The following is a 17059-nucleotide window of genomic DNA, read 5'->3' on the forward strand; positions in this document are numbered from 1 at the left end:
CGGTGCGTGTTCCCAGCGACCGACACGGGGAGGTAGCGGGTGCCGGACGTCGACGGGTTCGACGAGTTCTACCGGGGGAGTCGGCAACGACTTCTCGGGTTCGTCTATGCCCTCACCGGCGATCGGGGCGAGGCGCAGGACGCCGTGCAGGAGGCGTACGTCCGGGCGTGGCAGCGCTGGTCGACGGTCAGCGCGTACGACGATCCGGAGGCGTGGGTGCGGGTGGTGGCCAGCCGGATCGCCGTCAGCCGGTGGCGCAGCCTGCGTAGCCGCGCCCGCGCGTACCTGCGACACGGGGCCACCGAGACCGTTCCCGGGCCGGGCACCGACACCGTCGCGGTGGTCGCCGCCCTGCGTCGACTGCCCGAGGAGCAACGCGTCGCCATCGCCCTGTACTACCTGGTAGGCATGCCGGTCGCCGAGGTCGCGCGGGAGACCGCGGCCCCGGTGGGCACCGTCAAGGCCCGTCTCTCCCGGGGGCGTACCGCGCTCGCCGGCCTGCTCGCCGTCTCTGATCTGGAGGAGGCCACCGATGCGTGACGACCCGACGTTCGTCGAACAGATCCAGCGGGACCTGCAGGACGTGCGGTGGCTCGGCCCGGAGGAGATCCGTTTCCGGGGCCGCCGCCGCAGCCAGCGCAAGATCGTGGTGGCCACCGTCGTGCTGGCCCTCGCCGGGGTCTCCGCCGTGGCGGTCGCCGCCCCGAGGACGTCGCCGCCACCGGCTCAGCCAGCCGCGTCGGCCTCGCCGACCCGGCACGAGATCACCACCGACGCCCTGTTGCAGCCAGCCGACCTGTCGCAACAGGTCGATGTGCAGCTCAGCCAATCGGGGCTGGGCGAGCCGGTCCTGCTGGACCACCTGCTCGGCTACTGCCGGACGAGCCAGGGACGGTCGAACGGTTGGCAGATGTCGATCCTGTCCCGTTCACAGACGTTCGTGCCCAAAGACGCTGCGCCGATCCGCACCCGGTCGGCTGGTCTGGTCACGCAGGATCTCTTCCGGTTGGTACCCGAGGCGGCCCGACAGCTCTTCACCGATTTGGACGACCTGGTCGCCCCGTGTGCCGCGTGGCTGAGCGTGGGGCCGGTCATGACGGCGGGAGGGACCCGCACGGGGGAAGCACTGCACCGGTGGTCGGTGGTGCGGCGGGGCTTCGCCGGGGACGACGCCGCCATCCTGCGGGACTCGCTCACCGTCACCCGGGACCTGGAGACCGGCCAGCCGCTCGGCGACGCGCCGTCGCCGATCCTGCTGGCGGTCGTCCGGGTCGGCGACACCGTCTCGGTGCTCCGCCTCGGTGACGACGGCACCGAGGCCGAACTCGTCCAGCTCGCAGTGGCGGCGGCAGCGCGGATGTGTGCTGCCGCCAACCCGCCCTGCTAACGCGGCCGGGGCGATCAGGGCGGCGAGGTCAGAGCGGGATGTTGCCGTGCTTCTTCGGCGGTAGGGTTTCCCGCTTGGTCCGCAGGACGCGCAGTGCCCGGACGATCTGGGTGCGCGTCTCGTGTGGCGCGATCACCGAATCGATGTACCCGCGCTCGGCGGCCACGTACGGGTTGGCCAGGGTGTCCTCGTACTCGGCGATCTTCTCGGCCCGGACCGCCGCCGGGTCCTCGGCGGCGGCCAGCTCGGAGCGGTAGAGGATGTTCACAGCGCCCTGCGCGCCCATCACCGCGATCTGCGCTGTCGGCCAGGCGAAGTTCAGGTCCGCGCCGAGGTGCTTTGAGCCCATCACGTCGTATGCCCCGCCGTACGCCTTGCGGGTGATCACGGTGACCTTCGGGACGGTCGCCTCGGCGTACGCGTAGATGAGCTTCGCGCCCCGGCGGATGATGCCGTCCCACTCCTGACCGGTGCCGGGCAGGAAGCCGGGCACGTCCACGAAGGTCAGTACCGGGATGTTGAACGCGTCGCAGGTGCGAACGAAGCGTGCGGCCTTCTCCGAGGCGGCGATGTCCAGGGTGCCGGCGAAGTGCATCGGCTGGTTGGCCACCACACCGACCGGTCGCCCCTCGACCCGGCCGTAGCCGACCACGATGTTCTGCGCGTAGAGCGGCTGGACCTCCAGGAACTCCCCGTCGTCGAGGACGTGCTCGATCACCGTGTGGATGTCGTACGGCTGGTTGGCCGAGTCCGGGATCAGGGTGTCCAACTCCCGGTCCTCGTCCGTGACCTCAAGCGAAGCGGGGGCGTCGACGACGACCGGCTCGTCGAGGTTGTTCGACGGCAGGTACGACAGCAGCGCCTTGACGTAGTCGACAGCGTCGTCCTCGTCGCTGGCGAGGTAGTGCGCGTTGCCGCTGCGAGTGTTGTGCGTACGCGCGCCGCCCAACTCCTCCATGCCGACGTCCTCGCCCGTCACCGTCTTGATCACGTCGGGGCCGGTGATGAACATGTGCGAGGTCTGGTCGACCATCACAGTGAAGTCGGTGACCGCCGGGGAGTAGACCGCGCCGCCGGCACAGGGACCCATCACCAGTGAGATCTGCGGGATGACGCCGGAGGCCCGTACGTTGCGGAAGAAGATCTCGCCGTAGAGGCCGAGCGAGACGACGCCCTCCTGGATGCGCGCGCCGCCGGAGTCGTTGATGCCGACCACCGGGCAGCCGATCTTCATGGCCAGGTCCATCACCTTGACGATCTTCTCGCCGAAGACCTCGCCGAGCGAGCCGCCGAAGACAGTGAAGTCCTGAGCGAAGACGCACACCTGCCGGCCGTCCACCGTGCCGTAGCCGGTGACCACACCGTCGCCGTACGGGCGGTTCCGCTCCAGCCCGAAGGCAGTGGACCGGTGCCGGGCCAACTCGTCGAGTTCGACGAAGGAGCCCTCGTCGAGCAGCATCTCGATCCGCTCGCGGGCGGTCTTCTTGCCGCGCGCGTGCTGCTTCTCCACGGCGCGGGCCGACCCGGCGTGCACCGCCTCGTCGACCCGGCGCTCCAGGTCCGCCAGCTTGCCCGCGGTGCTGTGCATGTTGGTCCCGGTCTCGGTAGTCACCCAGGGAATATAACGATGGTTCAGGTGGGTGCCGCTGTGCAGTACGCCTCAGTGTCGACCGGAGCACCGCCGTAGGCTGGCGGAATGTCGGGCTCCCCGTACACCGATCTGGACCGGCCGCCGCTGTCGGCGGCCCGGCTGCGCCGCGCGTTGACAGCGCCGAACGGGCCGTGGGCCCGGCTGGAGCTGCGTGCCGAGACCGGCTCCACGAACGCCGACGTGGCCGAGGCCGCCCGGGCCGGCGAGCCCGAGGGCCTGGTAGTGGTCGCCGAGCGGCAGACCGAAGGGCGCGGCCGACGCGGTCGGGTCTGGCAGTCGCCGGCGCGGGCCGGCATCGCGACGAGCGTCCTGCTGCGGCCCGGCGAGGCAGTGCCGGACCGTGGCTGGCTGCCGGCGACACCCACTGGGTACGGGTGGCTGCCGTTGCTGGCCGGCGTGGCGCTGGTCGAGGCGGTGGCCCGGCTGGCCGAGCTGGAAGCCAGCCTCAAATGGCCGAACGACCTGCTGATCGACGACGCGAAGTGCGCGGGCGTGCTGGCCGAGGCGGTGCCCGGACGGGCGCCGGACCAACCGCCGGCCATCGTGCTGGGCATCGGGCTCAACGTGACGTTGCGCGCCGACGAGCTGCCGGTGAATCCGACCGGGCTGCCGGCCACCTCGCTCCAGTTGGCCGGCGCTGTGGCCACCGATCGGGATCCGCTGCTGCGGGCGCTGCTGCGCGCGGTCGCCGACTGGTACGACCGTTGGCGTTCGGCGGGCGGCGACGCGGTGGCCAGCGGCCTGCGCGACGCCTACCTGGCGGCCTGCGCGACGATCGGACGCGAGGTACGCGTCCTGCTCCCCAACGGCGAGTCCCTGACCGGCACCGCCACCGGAGTGGACCCGGACGGCCAACTGATGGTCACCACGTCGACCGGCGCCCGGACCCTGGCCGCCGGCGACGTCCTGCACCTCCGCTGAGGACGGGCAAGATCACGAAGAGCCCGAGTGGGCCCGCGCGGCGGATGTCGTGGCGGGGCTTGGGGGGTTTACCGTCTGCGCGTCTAGAAAATCGCGTTGGAGGTTCCCGTGGCGTTTCCTGAAGACGTGCTCACCGAGGACGAGCACGTCGTGCTGCACCTGCATCCGCACTGGAAGGCGTTGATCCGGCCGATCGCGGTGCTGGTGCTGGCCATCGCCGCGGTGGTGGTCGGCGTGCTCCTGTTGCCCGAGAGTGGCGGCGGTTCGATCGCGCTGGCCGTGATCGGGGCGATCGCCCTGGTCGCGGTGCTCTGGCTCGGCCTGTGGCCGTTCCTGGTCTGGCGCACCACCCACTACCTGTTCACGAACGAGCGAGTCCTGCTTCAGCAGGGTGTGTTCTCCCGGGACCGGCGGGACCTCCCGCTCGCCCGGGTCAACGACCACTCGATGAACCAGCGTTTCGTCGAGCGTCTGCTCGGCTGCGGGACGCTCACCATCGAGTCGGCAGGTGAGCGCGGCCAGTCGGTGCTCGCCGACGTGCCGGACGTCGGGAGGGTGCAGACCACCCTGTACGAGCTGGTCGAGGCACAGCACGACAAGCACTCGCTGGGCGATGGCGAGATGCGCGACATGCTCGCCGACATGCAGGACGGCAAGCCGCTGCGCGACACCACTACCTGAACCGGACGGTGGAGACCCGCCCCTGCCGCGCGGTGGGGGCGGGTCAGTCGGGTTGTTGGGCCTCGGGTGAGCCGCTGCTGGCCGTCGAGCCGCTGTCGGACGACCCGACGGTGGGCGGGTCCCCTGCGGTCGGGCCGGGGTCGGGCTGGTCCACCTCGGGCTGGTCAGCGTCGGTGGCTTCGGCCTCGGCCTCAACCTCGGCCTCAACCTCGGCCTCGGCTTGGACCTCGACCTCGGCGGGGTCGGCCTCGACCGGTCGCACGGCGAACCAGCCACGGAAGCGGGTCCGCAGCACCTCCTGCTCGGGCCGGTCGTCCGGGCCGAGGCGCAGCATGGTGCCGGTGAGGCTGACGGTGCCGAGCCCGGGGCGGGCAGTCGACGGTCGGGCGCCCATCACGTCGACCCGGACCGCGAGCCGGTCGCCGGCCCGCACCGGGGCGAGCCAACGCAGCTCCTCCAGGCCGGGGGATGCGTCAGCGGCGGCCCGGGACAGCAGGTGGTCGACGTACGCGCGCATGAACAGGCTGACCGTGTAGAAGCCGCTGGCGATCAGACCGCCGTGCCGGCTCGCGGCGGCCAGGTCGCTGTCGACGTGGTACCACTGCGGGTCGAAGCGGCGGGCGAAGGCGACCATCTCGTCGGCGTCCACGGTGACCACGCCGAGGTCGACGGTGAGCCCCGGGACGAGATCCTCGAAGAACAGCTCGGCCGGTCGCCCCGTGCCGGAGCGGGCGTCGGGTGTCGTCACCGTCGGGGCGCGCGACGGGTGCTGACGTGCAGCTCCGCGGCGAGTTCCGCGTCCAGGTCGACGGCGGGGCTGACGCTCAGCCGCGGGAGCCGGCTCTGAGCCGGTGCGCCGGCTGGGGAGTCGAGGCGTTGCGCGGATTCCGCCTCCTCCAGCTCGGACACCGATTCCGCCAACTCGGCGACCGGGTCCATCTCCGCCATGGTGTCCCACTCGTCGCGCGGAATGTCGTGCCAGGTGGAGTCGGGCTTCGCGGCCTCGTCCTCGGCCGGTGCGACGGGCTGGAAGACGAAGGTGCGGTACGACCAGAACCGGAACAGCGTGGCCAGCATGACACCGACGGTCTTGGCCAGATTCAGCGCCAGAAGGCCGTGTACGCCGAGACCGTACTTGGCTGCCGCCACGGCCCCCAGCTCAATGAGCAGACCAGCACCGTTGAATAGGAAGAAAAGCAGATATTCTCGGCGAAGCGCCGATTTCGGGCGATCGCGGTACGTCCAGTGCCGATTCATGAGGTACGACGTGATGGTGGCGACGATCGTCGCGATCACTGTCGCCTTCAACTGACCGTTGACGAAAACGGTCAGTGCAAGGGCATTGAACACCGCGTAATTGATGACGGTGTTGATGCCGCCGACGATGCCGAACTTGAGCGCCTCGTGGATGAACTTCTGCCAGCGCTCAGGCAGCAGGCGGACAAGACGCATGCGAAACACCTTAGGGCAGTCGGTGCGGCCGGCGATCACCGGCCGAACGAGGTGGGCGGCAGGTCACGCCCCGTGGTCTCGATCCGGATTCACCTGCGGAAGGGTCGGGGTTCCCGCTTCGACGAAGACGAACCGCCGGTACGACCAGAATCGAAACAGCGTGGCGAACCCGGTGCCGACGATGTAGCTGGCGAGATTGTCCGCCAGGCGCGTCTGGAACACGGCCGGCCAGATGGCTCCAAGCCCGTAGCGGCTGAGCGCGAGGCAGGCCACGGTGATGCCGAGACCGACAGCGTTGAAGAAGAAGAAGAGCGCGTACTCGCGGGCCGCGTTGTTGCGCTGGCGGTGCCGCCACGTCCAGAACCGGTTGCCCACGAAGGCGACGGACGCCGCGATCACCGTGGAGATCGTCTTCGCCGTCAGCTCTTCGACGCCGTGCTTGCTCGTCAGGTAGTTGAAGAGCGCGAAGTCGACGAGGAAGGCGAAGCCGCCCACCGTGGCGAACTTGCCCATCTCGCGGATGAGGTGACCGAAGCGGTCGAGGAGTAAGCCGACGAGACCCCGTCGGGTCTGCCGGGGACCCGGTTGTTCCCCGGTCATCGTGGCGGCCACGGAGGGAGCCTACCGGCTGCCGGCCAGTCAGAGGGGTAGCAACGGCAAGCGGGCGTGGTCTCCCGAAGGGTCCAGCGCCGCGTACGTGACCACTGCACAGAGCGTAGCCAATTGGGAGGACTGAGCCGCCGCGGAACGGGAATCCCCGCACCGGTCGGCGGGGCAGGTCCACGGCCCGACCGCAACAAGCGTCCGCCGGGGTGCACAACAAGATTTGCGTGAAACTGCGCGGGAAAGCGGGTATCAGCTCGTGATGCCGCAGCGAGGCCGTAGCTTGTGCAGTTCTTCACAACCTGTCCCACTGACTCGGAAGGCTGCCCGGTTTACGCTGAGGCCAATCCCAGGTTTCCACGAAGGCGACGCATCGCGCCGCTGAGTCTCGTGCATCCCATAGATCGGTCAGCGTCGACCACAAGGAGATGTGTCATGGTTGCTCCGGCTGTTGTGCGGGGTATTGATCAGGCCCCGACGTCCCATCCGAAACTGCTCGCCTGGGTCCGTGAGGTCGCGGAACTGACCACCCCCGACCGTGTCGTCTGGGTGGACGGGTCCGACGAGGAGTGGCGCCGCCTCACCGATGAGCTGGTCGAGGCCGGCACCCTGATCCGGCTCAACCCGGAGAAGAAGCCCAACTCGTTCTACGCGCGCACCGACCCGACGGACGTCGCCCGGGTCGAGGAGCGCACCTACATCTGTTCCGTCGACGAGGCGGACGCCGGCCCCACCAACAACTGGATGGCGCCGGCCGAGATGAAGCGGACGATGACGGAGCTGTACCGGGGCTCCATGCGCGGTCGCACCATGTACGTCATCCCGTTCGTCATGGGGCCGGTCGAGGCCGAGTCCCCGATGTTCGGTGTCGAGATCACCGACAGCCCCTACGTGGTCGCCTCGATGCGCATCATGACGCGGATGGGCACCCGGGTCCTCGAGGCCATGGGCGACGACGCCGACTTCGTGCACGCGCTGCACTCGATCGGCGCCCCGCTCGCCCCCGGCCAGCAGGATGTCGCGTGGCCGTGCAACGACACCAAGTACATCTCGCACTTCCCGGAGAGCCGGGAGATCTGGTCGTACGGCTCGGGTTACGGCGGCAACTCGCTGCTGGGCAAGAAGTGCTACTCGCTGCGGATCGCCAGTGTGATGGGCCGGGACGAGGGCTGGCTCGCCGAGCACATGCTGATCCTCAAGATCACCTCGCCCGAGGGCAAGACCTACCACATCGCCGGCGCGTTCCCGTCTGCCTGCGGCAAGACCAACCTCGCCATGGTGGAGCCGACGATTCCCGGCTGGAAGGTCGAGACCATCGGCGACGACATCGCCTGGATGCGATTCGGCCCGGACGGCCGCCTCTACGCCGTCAACCCCGAGTACGGCCTGTTCGGCGTCGCGCCCGGCACCGACTGGAAGACCAACGCCAACGCCATGCGCACGCTGGACCGGGGCAACTCCGTCTTCACCAACGTCGGCCTCACCGATGACGGCGACGTCTGGTGGGAAGGCATGGGCGAGCCGCCGGCCCACCTGATCGACTGGAAGGGCAACGACTGGACGCCGGAGAGCGACAGCCTGTCCTCCCACGCGAACAGCCGGTTCTGCACCCCGATCACCCAGTGCCCGATCCTCGCCGACGAGTACTTCGACCCCAACGGGGTGCCGATCGACGCGATCCTCTTCGGCGGACGCCGCAAGGACACCATCCCGCTGGTGACCGAGGCCCGCGACTGGGTGCACGGCGTCTACATGGGCGCCACGCTCTCCTCGGAGACCACCGCCGCCGCGTCCGGCGCCGTCGGCGTGGTCCGGCGGGATCCGATGGCGATGCTGCCGTTCATCGGCTACCACGCCGGTGACTACTTCCGGCACTGGATCGAGATGGGCAAGGGCGCCGACGGCGACGAGGCGAAGCTGCCCAAGATCTACTACGTCAACTGGTTCCGCAAGGACCCGGACGGCTCGTTCCTCTGGCCGGGCTTCGGGGAGAACTCCCGGGTGCTCAAGTGGGTCGTCGAGCGGATCGAGGGCACTGCCGGCGCGGTCGAGACGCCGGTCGGCATGGTCCCCGCTCCGGACGCCCTCGACGTCGAGGGCCTGGACATGACCCCGGAGGATGTTCGGATCGCGCTGAAGGTCGACCCGGACGAGTGGCGCAACGAGCTGCCGATGATCACCGAGTGGTTCGAGAAGTTCGGTGACAAGCTGCCCGGCGTGCTCTGGGCCGAGTTGGACGCGCTGCGCGCCCGCCTGGACGCCGCGCAGCCGCAGCGATAGGTGTGAACGAGACCCTTCGCGGGCAACATCGGATTTCATGAGGACGGCCGCCGAGACCCAGGTCCGGCGGCCGTCCGCCGTCCGGGTGCTGACCACCCTGCTGGCGACGACGGCGGCGGCCACCGTCGTGGTCGAGCTGCTCAACTGGTGGTACGCCCCGGAGCAGGGATTCGGGCTGGCCGTACGGACCGGCTGGGCCATGCTGCGCTCGTTCGGCTTCCTGCTGCTGATCGGGCACGTGCGACGGGGTCGTACGGTGGCCCGCCCGTTCGGGTTGATCCTCGCGGTCACCACGATCTTCGCGGTCGGCCGGCTCATCGTGCCCCGGCAGGGAGTGCCGCCGCTGCCCGGCCTGCTCGGCTTCGCCATTCTCACGGCGCTCTGTGTCGCGGTGGTCTGGCTGCTCTACCGCTCGTCGGCGTTGGCCGGGCACCTGGTCCGGCACCGTCCACGCCTCGTCATCGACCGGGACGGCATCTCGTGGCGGGAAACCCCTCCACGCCGGCCACAGGCCAGTGCCTGGTTGTTGACCAGCCGGGTGGCGGCCTTCACCTACAGCCCGCTGATGCTGGTGCCGGCCCTGGTGGCCGGGGGTTCCATCCTGGATGGTCGACTGACAGCGGTGCCGGCCGTGCTGTTCTGGTTCGGTGCTGGCATCACGGCCAGCTACGCGGTGCTGTTCTGCACGGCGTTCCTGATGCGGGGCAAGGACTGGGCGCGTGGCCTGCTGGTCGTCGTCACGGTGGCCGTACTCGCCGTGGATCTGCCGCTGTGCTGGTGGCTGCTGGGCGTGGACGGCCTGGTCCGCGACGGCGCACCCCTGCTCGCCGCCGCCGGGCTGGCCCTCTACGGCCTGCGCCGCGCCGCCCGCACCACCGACGCGGCCCAACCTGAACCCCAACCCTGACCGCTGGTGGGCCGCACCGGCGCCGCTGGGGCCGACCCGGCGGCCGACCGCGACCCAGTCCATCCATCCCCTCCTTTGCTCTGCACCCCGATAGGCGACAGTCGCGGACGGTAACCGTCGCGTCCGCGGGTGCAGAGCAAAGGAGGGGAGTGAGACCGGTCGGCCCAGTGCGGGAGCGGTCTTCGAGGGCGGGCAGGGGGCAGGATGGCGGGTGGCGTCGGTCACAGCGGTCGGCGTCGGGGTGGTTGCGGAGATCGTCGGGGCGGCCGGCCGCAAGGCCGACCGGGTCGCCCGGCGGGAACGGCCGCGCCGCGTCGGACTGGAGGGAGGCGCGCGGTGGGTGACGAGTTCGACGTGGTGGTGGTGGGGGCGGGGCCGGCCGGGTCGGCAGCCGCGCTGACGGCGCGCCGGGCCGGTGCCAGCGTGCTGCTGCTGGACCGGGCCGATTTTCCCCGGGACAAGGCGTGTGGTGACGGGATCGCCGCGCATTCGGTGGATGTGCTCGCCGAGCTGGGGGTGACCGAGGCGGTGGCGGGCTACGCGCCGCTGCCGGCGTTACGCATGATCTCGCCGGGTGGCGGTGCGGTGGCTCGGGCTCTGCCCCGACCCGCGTACACGGTGCCCCGGGAGGTTTTCGACGCGCGGCTGGTGGCGGCCGCTGTGGCCGCCGGCGCGCAGCTGCGACGGCACACGGTGCGCCAGGTCGAGCCGCGCGCGGACCGGGTGGTGCTCGACGGGCAGGTGTCCGGCCGGGTGGTGATCGGCGCGGACGGCGCCGGCTCGGTGGTACGTCGGGCGCTCGGCCATGCGCAGAACCCCGACCGGCACCTCGCGCTGGCCATCCGGGGGTACGCCCCGGCTCTGCCCGGCCCGTCCGAGCAGCTCATCGTCACCTCGAAGGCGCGTTGGCCGGCGTACGCCTGGTCGTTTCCGATCGGTGACGGGCGGGCGAACGTCGGGTACGGGGAGGTCCTGCGTGGCGAGCCGCTGAGCCGCGCGTACCTGCTGGACCGGCTGGCCGCGCTGTTGCCCGGCACCGATCTGGCGACAGTCACCGCGTTGCGCGCGCATCACCTGCCGCTCTCCACCCACCGGCCGGCGCCGGGGCGTGGGCGCACGCTGCTGGCCGGGGACGCGCTGTCACTGATCAATCCGTTCACCGGGGAGGGCATCTTCTACGCGTTGCTCTCCGGCGCGCTCGCCGGGTCGGCGGCGGCCCGGTCGCCCGAGGGCGCTGCTGGCCGCTACGCCGACGGGTTGCGTCGGCGCCTCGGCACCCACCTGCGGCACAGTTCGGTAGCGGCCTGGTTGGCCCGGCGACGCCGGGTGGTGGACGCGGCGGTCCGGGCCGCCCGTCGGGACGACCGGGTGTTCTACGACGTGGTCGAGTTGGGACTGGGTGACGGACGCCTCACCGCTCGTACGCTCGCACTGATCGGCGCCGGTCTGGGTGGCGGGGATGGGGCTCCGAGGCAGTGGACCGGCTGAAGGGTCGCTACGCTGCTAGGTGATGACGCTGCGGAACCTTATCTACTCCGTGTACGAGCGCCGGCTCACGGCGAAGCTCGCCGGTAAGCCGGTGCCCCGGCACGTCGGGGTGATGTGCGACGGCAACCGCCGATGGGCGAGGGAGATGGGCTTCGTCGACCCGAACGACGGGCACCGGGTCGGCGCGGCGAAGATCAAGCATGTCCTCGGCTGGTGTGACCAGGCCGGGGTCGGGCACGTGACCCTCTACCTGCTGGCCACCGACAACCTGCGCCGTCCGGCCGCCGAGCTGGACCCGCTCCTCAAGATCATTGAGGACCTGGTGGTGGAGCTCTCAGAGGAGGGCAACCCCTGGCGACTGCGCATCGTCGGGGCGCTCGACCTGCTGCCGGCGCAGACCGCGGCGGCGCTCAAGGGCGCCGAGGAGCGCACCCGCGAGCGCACCGGCGGCGCGGAGGTCAACATCGCGGTGGGCTACGGCGGCCGCCGGGAGATCACCGACGCGGTCCGTTCGCTGCTGCTGGAGCACGCCGCCACCGGGGGCACGATCGAGGAGTTGGCCGAGGTGCTGGACGTCGAGCACATCGCCGAGCACCTCTACACCCGGGGCCAGCCCGACCCGGACCTGGTCATCCGCACCAGCGGCGAGCAGCGGCTGTCCGGTTTCATGCTCTGGCAGTCCGCGCACTCGGAGTTCTACTTCTGCGAACTCAACTGGCCGGACTTCCGGCACATCGACTTCCTGCGGGCCCTGCGCTCGTACGCCACCAGACAACGCCGTTACGGCGCCTGACCCCCGGCGGCGACACCGTCGGTCGCCGTCGGAGTCAGGTCGGTTCAGGGCAGGTGGGTCAGCGCCCGGGTAAGGAAGTCGCCCAGGGCGGCCGGCGACTCGATGGTCAGGTCGGCGGCGTTGGCCACCTCGTGGCCGGTCTCCGGGTTGGCCACCGCCACACAGACACCGAGGAAGTCCGGGTCGGCGGCGGCGCGAGCGCGCAGCGCGGCGAAGGCCTTGATGTCGGAGACATCGTCGCCGAAGTACCAGGCGCCGGTGGCACCCTTGATCGCCTCGCCGATCACCATGCCCTTGTCCCGGTCGACAGGTGGCTTGAGCTCCAGCACCATCCGCCCGGCCTGCGAGCGCAACCCCAGACGGTCGGCCTGCGCCTGCCCCCACTGCTGCACTGTCGCGCCGAGCTGCGGGGCGGTACGCCAGTGCAGCGCGACCGAGAGCCGCTTGTACTCCACGAGCGTGCCGGGCGGCAGTTCCGCCCGGGCCAGATCGGCCAGTTCCTCCATGGTCGGCACCCAGGGCAGCGCGGCCGGTTCGGTGACCGTCTCGCCGCCGGAGTGGCTGTGCTCCAGCCCGTAGAGGCCGTAGAGGTCCACGCCAGCGAGCCCGCCGAGCTGATCCCGAAGGAACTCGACGGGTCGGGCGGAAACGATCGCGACCCGCTGCACGACCGGGGCGAGCGCCTCGATCGCGGCTAACGCCTTGGGTGCCGGGCGTACCGCTGTCGGATCGTCGTCGACGGGCGCGAGCGTGCCGTCGAAGTCGAAGAAGAGCACGGTCCCGGCCGCCCGGCTGGCGGTTATCCGCCAGGCCTGGTCGGCGTTCAACGGGGTTCTCGGCTGCTGATTGCCCAGATTCAACGGCGGCACGCGCGTCAGCGTACCCCGGCGATCCAGGCTCATTCCTGGCCGAGCGGACCCATTGAGCGGTACGGGATCAGCGTTCGGCGGCTCCTCGTCCGCGCCGGCCGAACGGCACCACTGCCGCCTCCTGGCCATGGCTCAACAGATAGCCCTCCACGAACCCGGTGTTGCGATCGCCGGTGTGGTTGTCGATCTCGTTGAGCCGTGCCACCAGGAACTCGGTGAGCGCGCTGATTCGGTTGTTCAGACGCTCGTGCAGCTCGGCGACGACGGCCAGGACGACCGCGGTGCCGGCGGTGATGAGCGCAAAGAGGTTGACGAGCAGCGGCAGCTGCCCGCCGTCGACCGCGAGGGTCACCGTGTTGCCGGTCGCCCACAGTGTCACCGACACCGTTGCGACCACGACTGCCAACCACTTCAGGGTCATGGACAGACCCCTCCTTCTGTCCCGCAGGGCTAGGTTCGGCCTTGTCCCGTCCCCCCGCCGATGACGAGCCCAAGCAGTACGAATAGGGACGCTAGCGTGCCCGTTCCAGCCCCGGAGGCAAACGAATGAACCTGACCAGGCGTTCTTTCGCTATCTGAGGAACTAGCCTGCCTGATTGCCCCTTTTTCGGACATCGACCGGCAACGTTGGGCGGTATGCGAGGTATCTGATGGTTTCCCGGATGTGGAACTTCTCCGCGTCCGAAACCTGCGGATCGACCAGACGGCGCAGCAGCGCCTCCACGTCGGGGTCCATCGGAGGGGCGGCCTGGCCGGTGCGGGGGCCGGCTGCGGCGCGGTCCCAGCCGAGTGCGGCGAAGGCCGCGGCCGGGTTCAACCCCAGGCCCTCGCAGAAGGCGACCACCCGCTCGGCCTCCGGGTCGCTGGCCCAGTCGCCTCGGACCCAGCGGTTGATGGTCTGCCGGGAGACGCCGGTGCGCCGGGACACCTCGGTGCCGCTCCAGGCTCGGGTCGCCCGTGCCTCGTCCAGAGCCCGCCGGACGAAGGTGGCGAAGGCGATCTTCCGCGCATTGGCCGTCTCGGTCACTCCGTGACGGTACGGCCAGCCGGCAGCGGGCGCGCGCCCCGGCTCGCCACTGTCACGCAGACGTGACGAGAGGTTCGGGTTTCCGGTAAACGAGTCAGTGCCACTGTTGAGGGGTGTCACGCGGGCAGAATAGATGAACGTAGTGGCAAACGTAAGCGGACGAAAAGCTGATACTGTCACGCCCATGGGACATTCTACGGTGTGTCACGTGCATGAGACGATTGGTGCTCACATGCGTCACGCCCCCGGTGCCAGGGGGTCGTGGTGACCGAGCTCGCCACCCGCGCCCAGGCCTTCGGGCTGATCGCCGAGGGGGTCGCCGCAGGGCTGACCGCCCCCTGGCGCCTCTACCTGGCCCGAGGCTGCCGCTACCTGTCGCTGAGCGTCGGCGATCGTGCCGAGTGGAACGCCTGGCGTACCCATCTCGGCTGCCCGGAGCTGAGCGTCCGGGTCTACGACGCCGGCGGCGAGATCCGCCGGTCCTCGGTTGCCGAAGTCGTGCTGGACGGCTGCCGGATCAGCGTCGAGCTGGTCGAGGAGGTCAGCACCGACGACCTGGACCGGCTGCTCGTCGCCGACCCCACCACCATCGAGCCGGAGGAGCGATGACCTGGCGTCCCGGCTGGGCCGGAGCTGCCCGATGAGCCCGTTCCTCGCGGTGTTCCTCGTTCTGGTGCTCGGTGCCACCAGTTACGCGGCCGGTCGGCTGCACGGGCAGCTCAGCTACCGCATCGGCTACCGCTTCGGTTACCGGCAGGGCTACTTCGACGGTGACCGGGGCGCCTGGAACCGGCGTCGTCGGGACGCCCAGGCGGCGATCGCCTCGGCCCTGTCGGTCTCACCAGCGGGCGTGGTCCGCTCCGCCGGCGCTGTCGAGCGCCCCGGCACCACGTACACCGGCTCGTCGTTCAGCGCGCCGGCCGCCCCGATCACCGGGCGGCACCCGACCGGCACGCTCGTCCGACGTAGCGGTTGAGGTCGGTCGGCGGGACTGCCCCGCCGACCGGCGCCACAGGCGCGGTGCGTCGTCCGCGGCGGACACGCACCGTCGGGGTCACGTCAGACCGGTGACGGTGGCCCCACCCGGCCGGGATGCGCGCAGGGGGCATGCATCCCGGCCGGTTCCGCCGCGTCCGCGACAATGCCTTTCGGCTGGTGCGGACGTCGACGGAGCCCCGTTCACGAGCGCGTCTTGGGAGATCCACGTTCGGCCCCTAGCCGGGAAGGTCCGGCGGGGCTAGCGTCTAGGCATGGCGCGGGGTTCTCCCGAGCCAGCCGGTCCGCCCGGATCTGCGACCTCGCGCATGGGGTTCCGCATCCGACCCCGTGTCCCCGGGCACCGGAGGAGGCGGAACACGGGTGGCGGGTGCCCATCCGTCGGAGCAGGCCTGTGACGACTCGCCGTACCATCGCCGGTGCCGACCAGACCCCGGCCGCGACTGCCACGCCCCGCCGAGCCACCAGGAGCCGCCGTTCGGCGGCCGCCGCGCCGGCCGACCCCAAGGAGCCACGACCAGCCGGCCAGGCCTTTGTCCTGGACACGTCGGTGCTGCTCTCCGATCCGGCGGCTTTCCACCGGTTCGCGGAGCACGAAGTGGTGCTACCTCTGGTGGTCATCACCGAGTTGGAAGGCAAGCGGCACCATCCGGAGCTGGGCTGGTTCGCCCGGCAGTCGCTGCGGATGCTCGACGACCTGCGGGTTCGGCACGGCCGACTCGACCGTCCGGTGCCCGCCAACGACGTCGGCGGCACCCTGCGGGTGGAGCTCAACCACACCGACGACGGCGTCCTGCCGCCCGGTTTCCGCACCGAGAGCAATGACGCCCGGATCCTCTCCGTCGCGCTCAACCTCGCCGCCGAGGGGCGGGAGGTGACCCTGGTCAGCAAGGACATGCCGTTGCGGGTCAAGGCCGCCTCGGTGGGTCTGCGTGCCGACGAGTACCGCCACGGCCAGGCCAGCGACCCGACCTGGACCGGCATGTCGGAGATGGAGCTGAGCGAGGAGCAGATCGGCCAGCTGTACGGCGGCGAGACGCTCGACCTCGACGAGGCGGCCGGACTGCCCTGCCACACCGGTCTGGTGCTGCACTCCGGGCGCGGCTCCGCGCTCGGTCGCGTGCTGCCGGACAAGTCGGTGCGTCTGGTCCGGGGCGACCGGGAGGCGTTCGGCCTGCACGGCCGCTCGGCCGAGCAGCGGATCGCTCTCGACCTGCTGTTGGACGAGTCGATCGGGATCGTCTCGCTGGGTGGCCGGGCCGGCACCGGAAAGTCGGCACTGGCGCTCTGCGCCGGGCTGGAGGCGGTGATGGAGCGCCGCCGGCACAAGAAGGTGATCGTGTTCCGCCCGCTGTACGCCGTCGGTGGCCAGGAGCTGGGCTACCTGCCGGGCTCGGAGTCGGAGAAGATGTCGCCGTGGGCCCAGGCGGTCTTCGACACGCTCGGCGCGGTGGTGCACGAGAACGTGCTGGAGGAGGTCACCTCGCGGGGGATCCTGGAGGTGCTGCCGTTGACCCACATCAGAGGACGCAGCCTGCACGACGCCTACGTGATCGTGGACGAGGCCCAGTCGCTGGAGCGCGGGGTGCTGCTGACCGTGCTGTCCCGGATCGGGCAGGGTTCCCGGGTGGTGCTCACCCACGACGTGGCCCAGCGGGACAATCTGCGGGTCGGCCGGCACGACGGGGTGACGGCTGTCATCGAAGCGCTCAAGGGCCATCCGCTCTTCGCGCACGTCACCCTCAGCCGTTCGGAGCGGTCGCCGATCGCCGCGATGGTCACGGACCTCCTGGAGGACATCCCAATCTAACGGGTATTTTGTAGGCTTTTGTCCGCATTTTTTGTGTGGCGCAGATCACAAACGGCCTGGTTGGTTTCCCATCAGCCTCACTGTGCGCAATCGTGTCCCACGAGCGTCCACGCACCACCGGAATCGTCGGCGATCGTTCGTCGCGAGACGGACGACATCGGCGAAGGTCGGTGCGTCGGCGCGACCGGCAACCG

At 70.4% G+C, this 17059-nt stretch carries 18 protein-coding genes and 1 pseudogene; 11 read left to right on the plus strand and 8 right to left on the minus strand.

What is annotated here, in order from left to right; genetic code table 11:
* Positions 1-39: 39 nt before the first annotated feature.
* Both OHB44_RS05150 and OHB44_RS05155 read left to right on the plus strand, forming a co-directional pair.
* The gene (locus OHB44_RS05150; RefSeq protein WP_112581912.1) at positions 40-540 is read left to right on the plus strand and encodes a SigE family RNA polymerase sigma factor; all 501 of its coding nucleotides are present in this window, start codon (positions 40-42) and stop codon (positions 538-540) included.
* On the plus strand, positions 533-1387 hold the full coding sequence (locus OHB44_RS05155; RefSeq protein WP_330439748.1) for a hypothetical protein: 855 nt from the start codon (positions 533-535) through the stop codon (positions 1385-1387). Before OHB44_RS05150 ends, OHB44_RS05155 begins: the two co-directional genes overlap by 8 nt.
* Positions 1388-1415: 28 nt before the next feature.
* Here the strand turns inward: OHB44_RS05155 and OHB44_RS05160 are convergent, their stop codons facing one another.
* A complete protein-coding gene (locus tag OHB44_RS05160; protein ID WP_330439749.1) occupies positions 1416-2999 on the minus strand; it encodes an acyl-CoA carboxylase subunit beta in 1584 nt (527 codons plus the stop codon).
* Between the two features lie 84 nt (positions 3000-3083).
* On the opposite strand from OHB44_RS05160, the gene OHB44_RS05165 reads away from it, so the two are divergent.
* A complete protein-coding gene (locus tag OHB44_RS05165; protein WP_238684430.1) occupies positions 3084-3959 on the plus strand; it encodes a biotin--[acetyl-CoA-carboxylase] ligase in 876 nt (291 codons plus the stop codon).
* Between the two features lie 108 nt (positions 3960-4067).
* Entirely contained in the window at positions 4068-4640 is a 573-nt protein-coding gene (locus OHB44_RS05170) for a PH domain-containing protein (RefSeq protein ID WP_238684429.1), read from the plus strand.
* Positions 4641-4683: 43 nt separating this feature from the next.
* On the opposite strand, the gene OHB44_RS05175 is transcribed toward OHB44_RS05170, so the two are convergent.
* From OHB44_RS05175 to OHB44_RS33420, 4 genes and pseudogenes are all read right to left on the minus strand, one after another.
* Positions 4684-5388 carry a MaoC/PaaZ C-terminal domain-containing protein gene (locus tag OHB44_RS05175; RefSeq protein WP_330439750.1) on the minus strand — a complete coding sequence of 235 codons (705 nt, stop codon included), beginning with the start codon at positions 5386-5388 and terminating at the stop codon, positions 4684-4686.
* Entirely contained in the window at positions 5385-6092 is a 708-nt protein-coding gene (locus OHB44_RS05180; protein WP_238684427.1) for a GtrA family protein, read from the minus strand. The genes OHB44_RS05175 and OHB44_RS05180 overlap by 4 nt, the downstream gene beginning before the upstream one ends.
* 63 nt (positions 6093-6155) lie before the next feature.
* On the minus strand, positions 6156-6692 hold the full coding sequence (locus OHB44_RS05185) for a GtrA family protein (RefSeq protein WP_274525128.1): 537 nt from the start codon (positions 6690-6692) through the stop codon (positions 6156-6158).
* A gap of 212 nt (positions 6693-6904) precedes the next feature.
* Positions 6905-6994, minus strand: a pseudogene (locus OHB44_RS33420) (GtrA family protein); the annotation flags it as partial.
* Between the two features lie 136 nt (positions 6995-7130).
* On the opposite strand from OHB44_RS33420, the gene OHB44_RS05190 reads away from it, so the two are divergent.
* The 4 genes from OHB44_RS05190 to OHB44_RS05205 all read left to right on the plus strand — a co-directional run bounded on the left by OHB44_RS05190 (position 7131) and on the right by OHB44_RS05205 (position 12163).
* Entirely contained in the window at positions 7131-8975 is a 1845-nt protein-coding gene (locus OHB44_RS05190; protein WP_238684425.1) for a phosphoenolpyruvate carboxykinase (GTP), read from the plus strand.
* Positions 8976-9012: 37 nt separating this feature from the next.
* Entirely contained in the window at positions 9013-9882 is an 870-nt protein-coding gene (locus tag OHB44_RS05195) for a hypothetical protein (protein WP_330439751.1), read from the plus strand.
* A gap of 336 nt (positions 9883-10218) precedes the next feature.
* Entirely contained in the window at positions 10219-11370 is a 1152-nt protein-coding gene (locus tag OHB44_RS05200) for a geranylgeranyl reductase family protein (RefSeq protein WP_330439752.1), read from the plus strand.
* Positions 11371-11392: 22 nt separating this feature from the next.
* Positions 11393-12163: an isoprenyl transferase gene (locus tag OHB44_RS05205; protein WP_091394347.1), complete on the plus strand. Its 771-nt coding sequence runs from the start codon at positions 11393-11395 to the stop codon at positions 12161-12163.
* A gap of 44 nt (positions 12164-12207) precedes the next feature.
* Here OHB44_RS05205 and otsB read toward each other — a convergent pair whose 3' ends face one another.
* The 3 genes from otsB to OHB44_RS05220 form a co-directional block, all read right to left on the minus strand.
* Entirely contained in the window at positions 12208-13032 is an 825-nt protein-coding gene (gene otsB / locus OHB44_RS05210) for a trehalose-phosphatase (RefSeq protein ID WP_238684422.1), read from the minus strand.
* A gap of 67 nt (positions 13033-13099) precedes the next feature.
* Positions 13100-13453, minus strand: coding sequence for a hypothetical protein (locus tag OHB44_RS05215; protein ID WP_210784414.1), 354 nt, complete (start codon positions 13451-13453; stop codon positions 13100-13102).
* Positions 13454-13615: 162 nt separating this feature from the next.
* Positions 13616-14059, minus strand: coding sequence for an XRE family transcriptional regulator (locus OHB44_RS05220; RefSeq protein WP_091394342.1), 444 nt, complete (start codon positions 14057-14059; stop codon positions 13616-13618).
* A 264-nt stretch (positions 14060-14323) separates the two neighbouring features.
* Here OHB44_RS05220 and OHB44_RS05225 point away from each other — a divergent pair, with 264 nt between their 5' ends.
* The 3 genes from OHB44_RS05225 to OHB44_RS05235 all read left to right on the plus strand — a co-directional run bounded on the left by OHB44_RS05225 (position 14324) and on the right by OHB44_RS05235 (position 16865).
* Positions 14324-14668 carry a hypothetical protein gene (locus tag OHB44_RS05225; protein ID WP_030328857.1) on the plus strand — a complete coding sequence of 115 codons (345 nt, stop codon included), beginning with the start codon at positions 14324-14326 and terminating at the stop codon, positions 14666-14668.
* A 31-nt stretch (positions 14669-14699) separates the two neighbouring features.
* The gene (locus OHB44_RS05230) at positions 14700-15035 is read left to right on the plus strand and encodes a hypothetical protein (protein WP_124854368.1); all 336 of its coding nucleotides are present in this window, start codon (positions 14700-14702) and stop codon (positions 15033-15035) included.
* Between the two features lie 414 nt (positions 15036-15449).
* A complete protein-coding gene (locus tag OHB44_RS05235; protein ID WP_238684421.1) occupies positions 15450-16865 on the plus strand; it encodes a PhoH family protein in 1416 nt (471 codons plus the stop codon).
* Positions 16866-17059: the final 194 nt, after the last annotated feature.

The organism is Micromonospora sp. NBC_00821 (assembly GCF_036347035.1).
Classification (GTDB): Bacteria; Actinomycetota; Actinomycetes; order Mycobacteriales; family Micromonosporaceae; genus Micromonospora; species Micromonospora hortensis.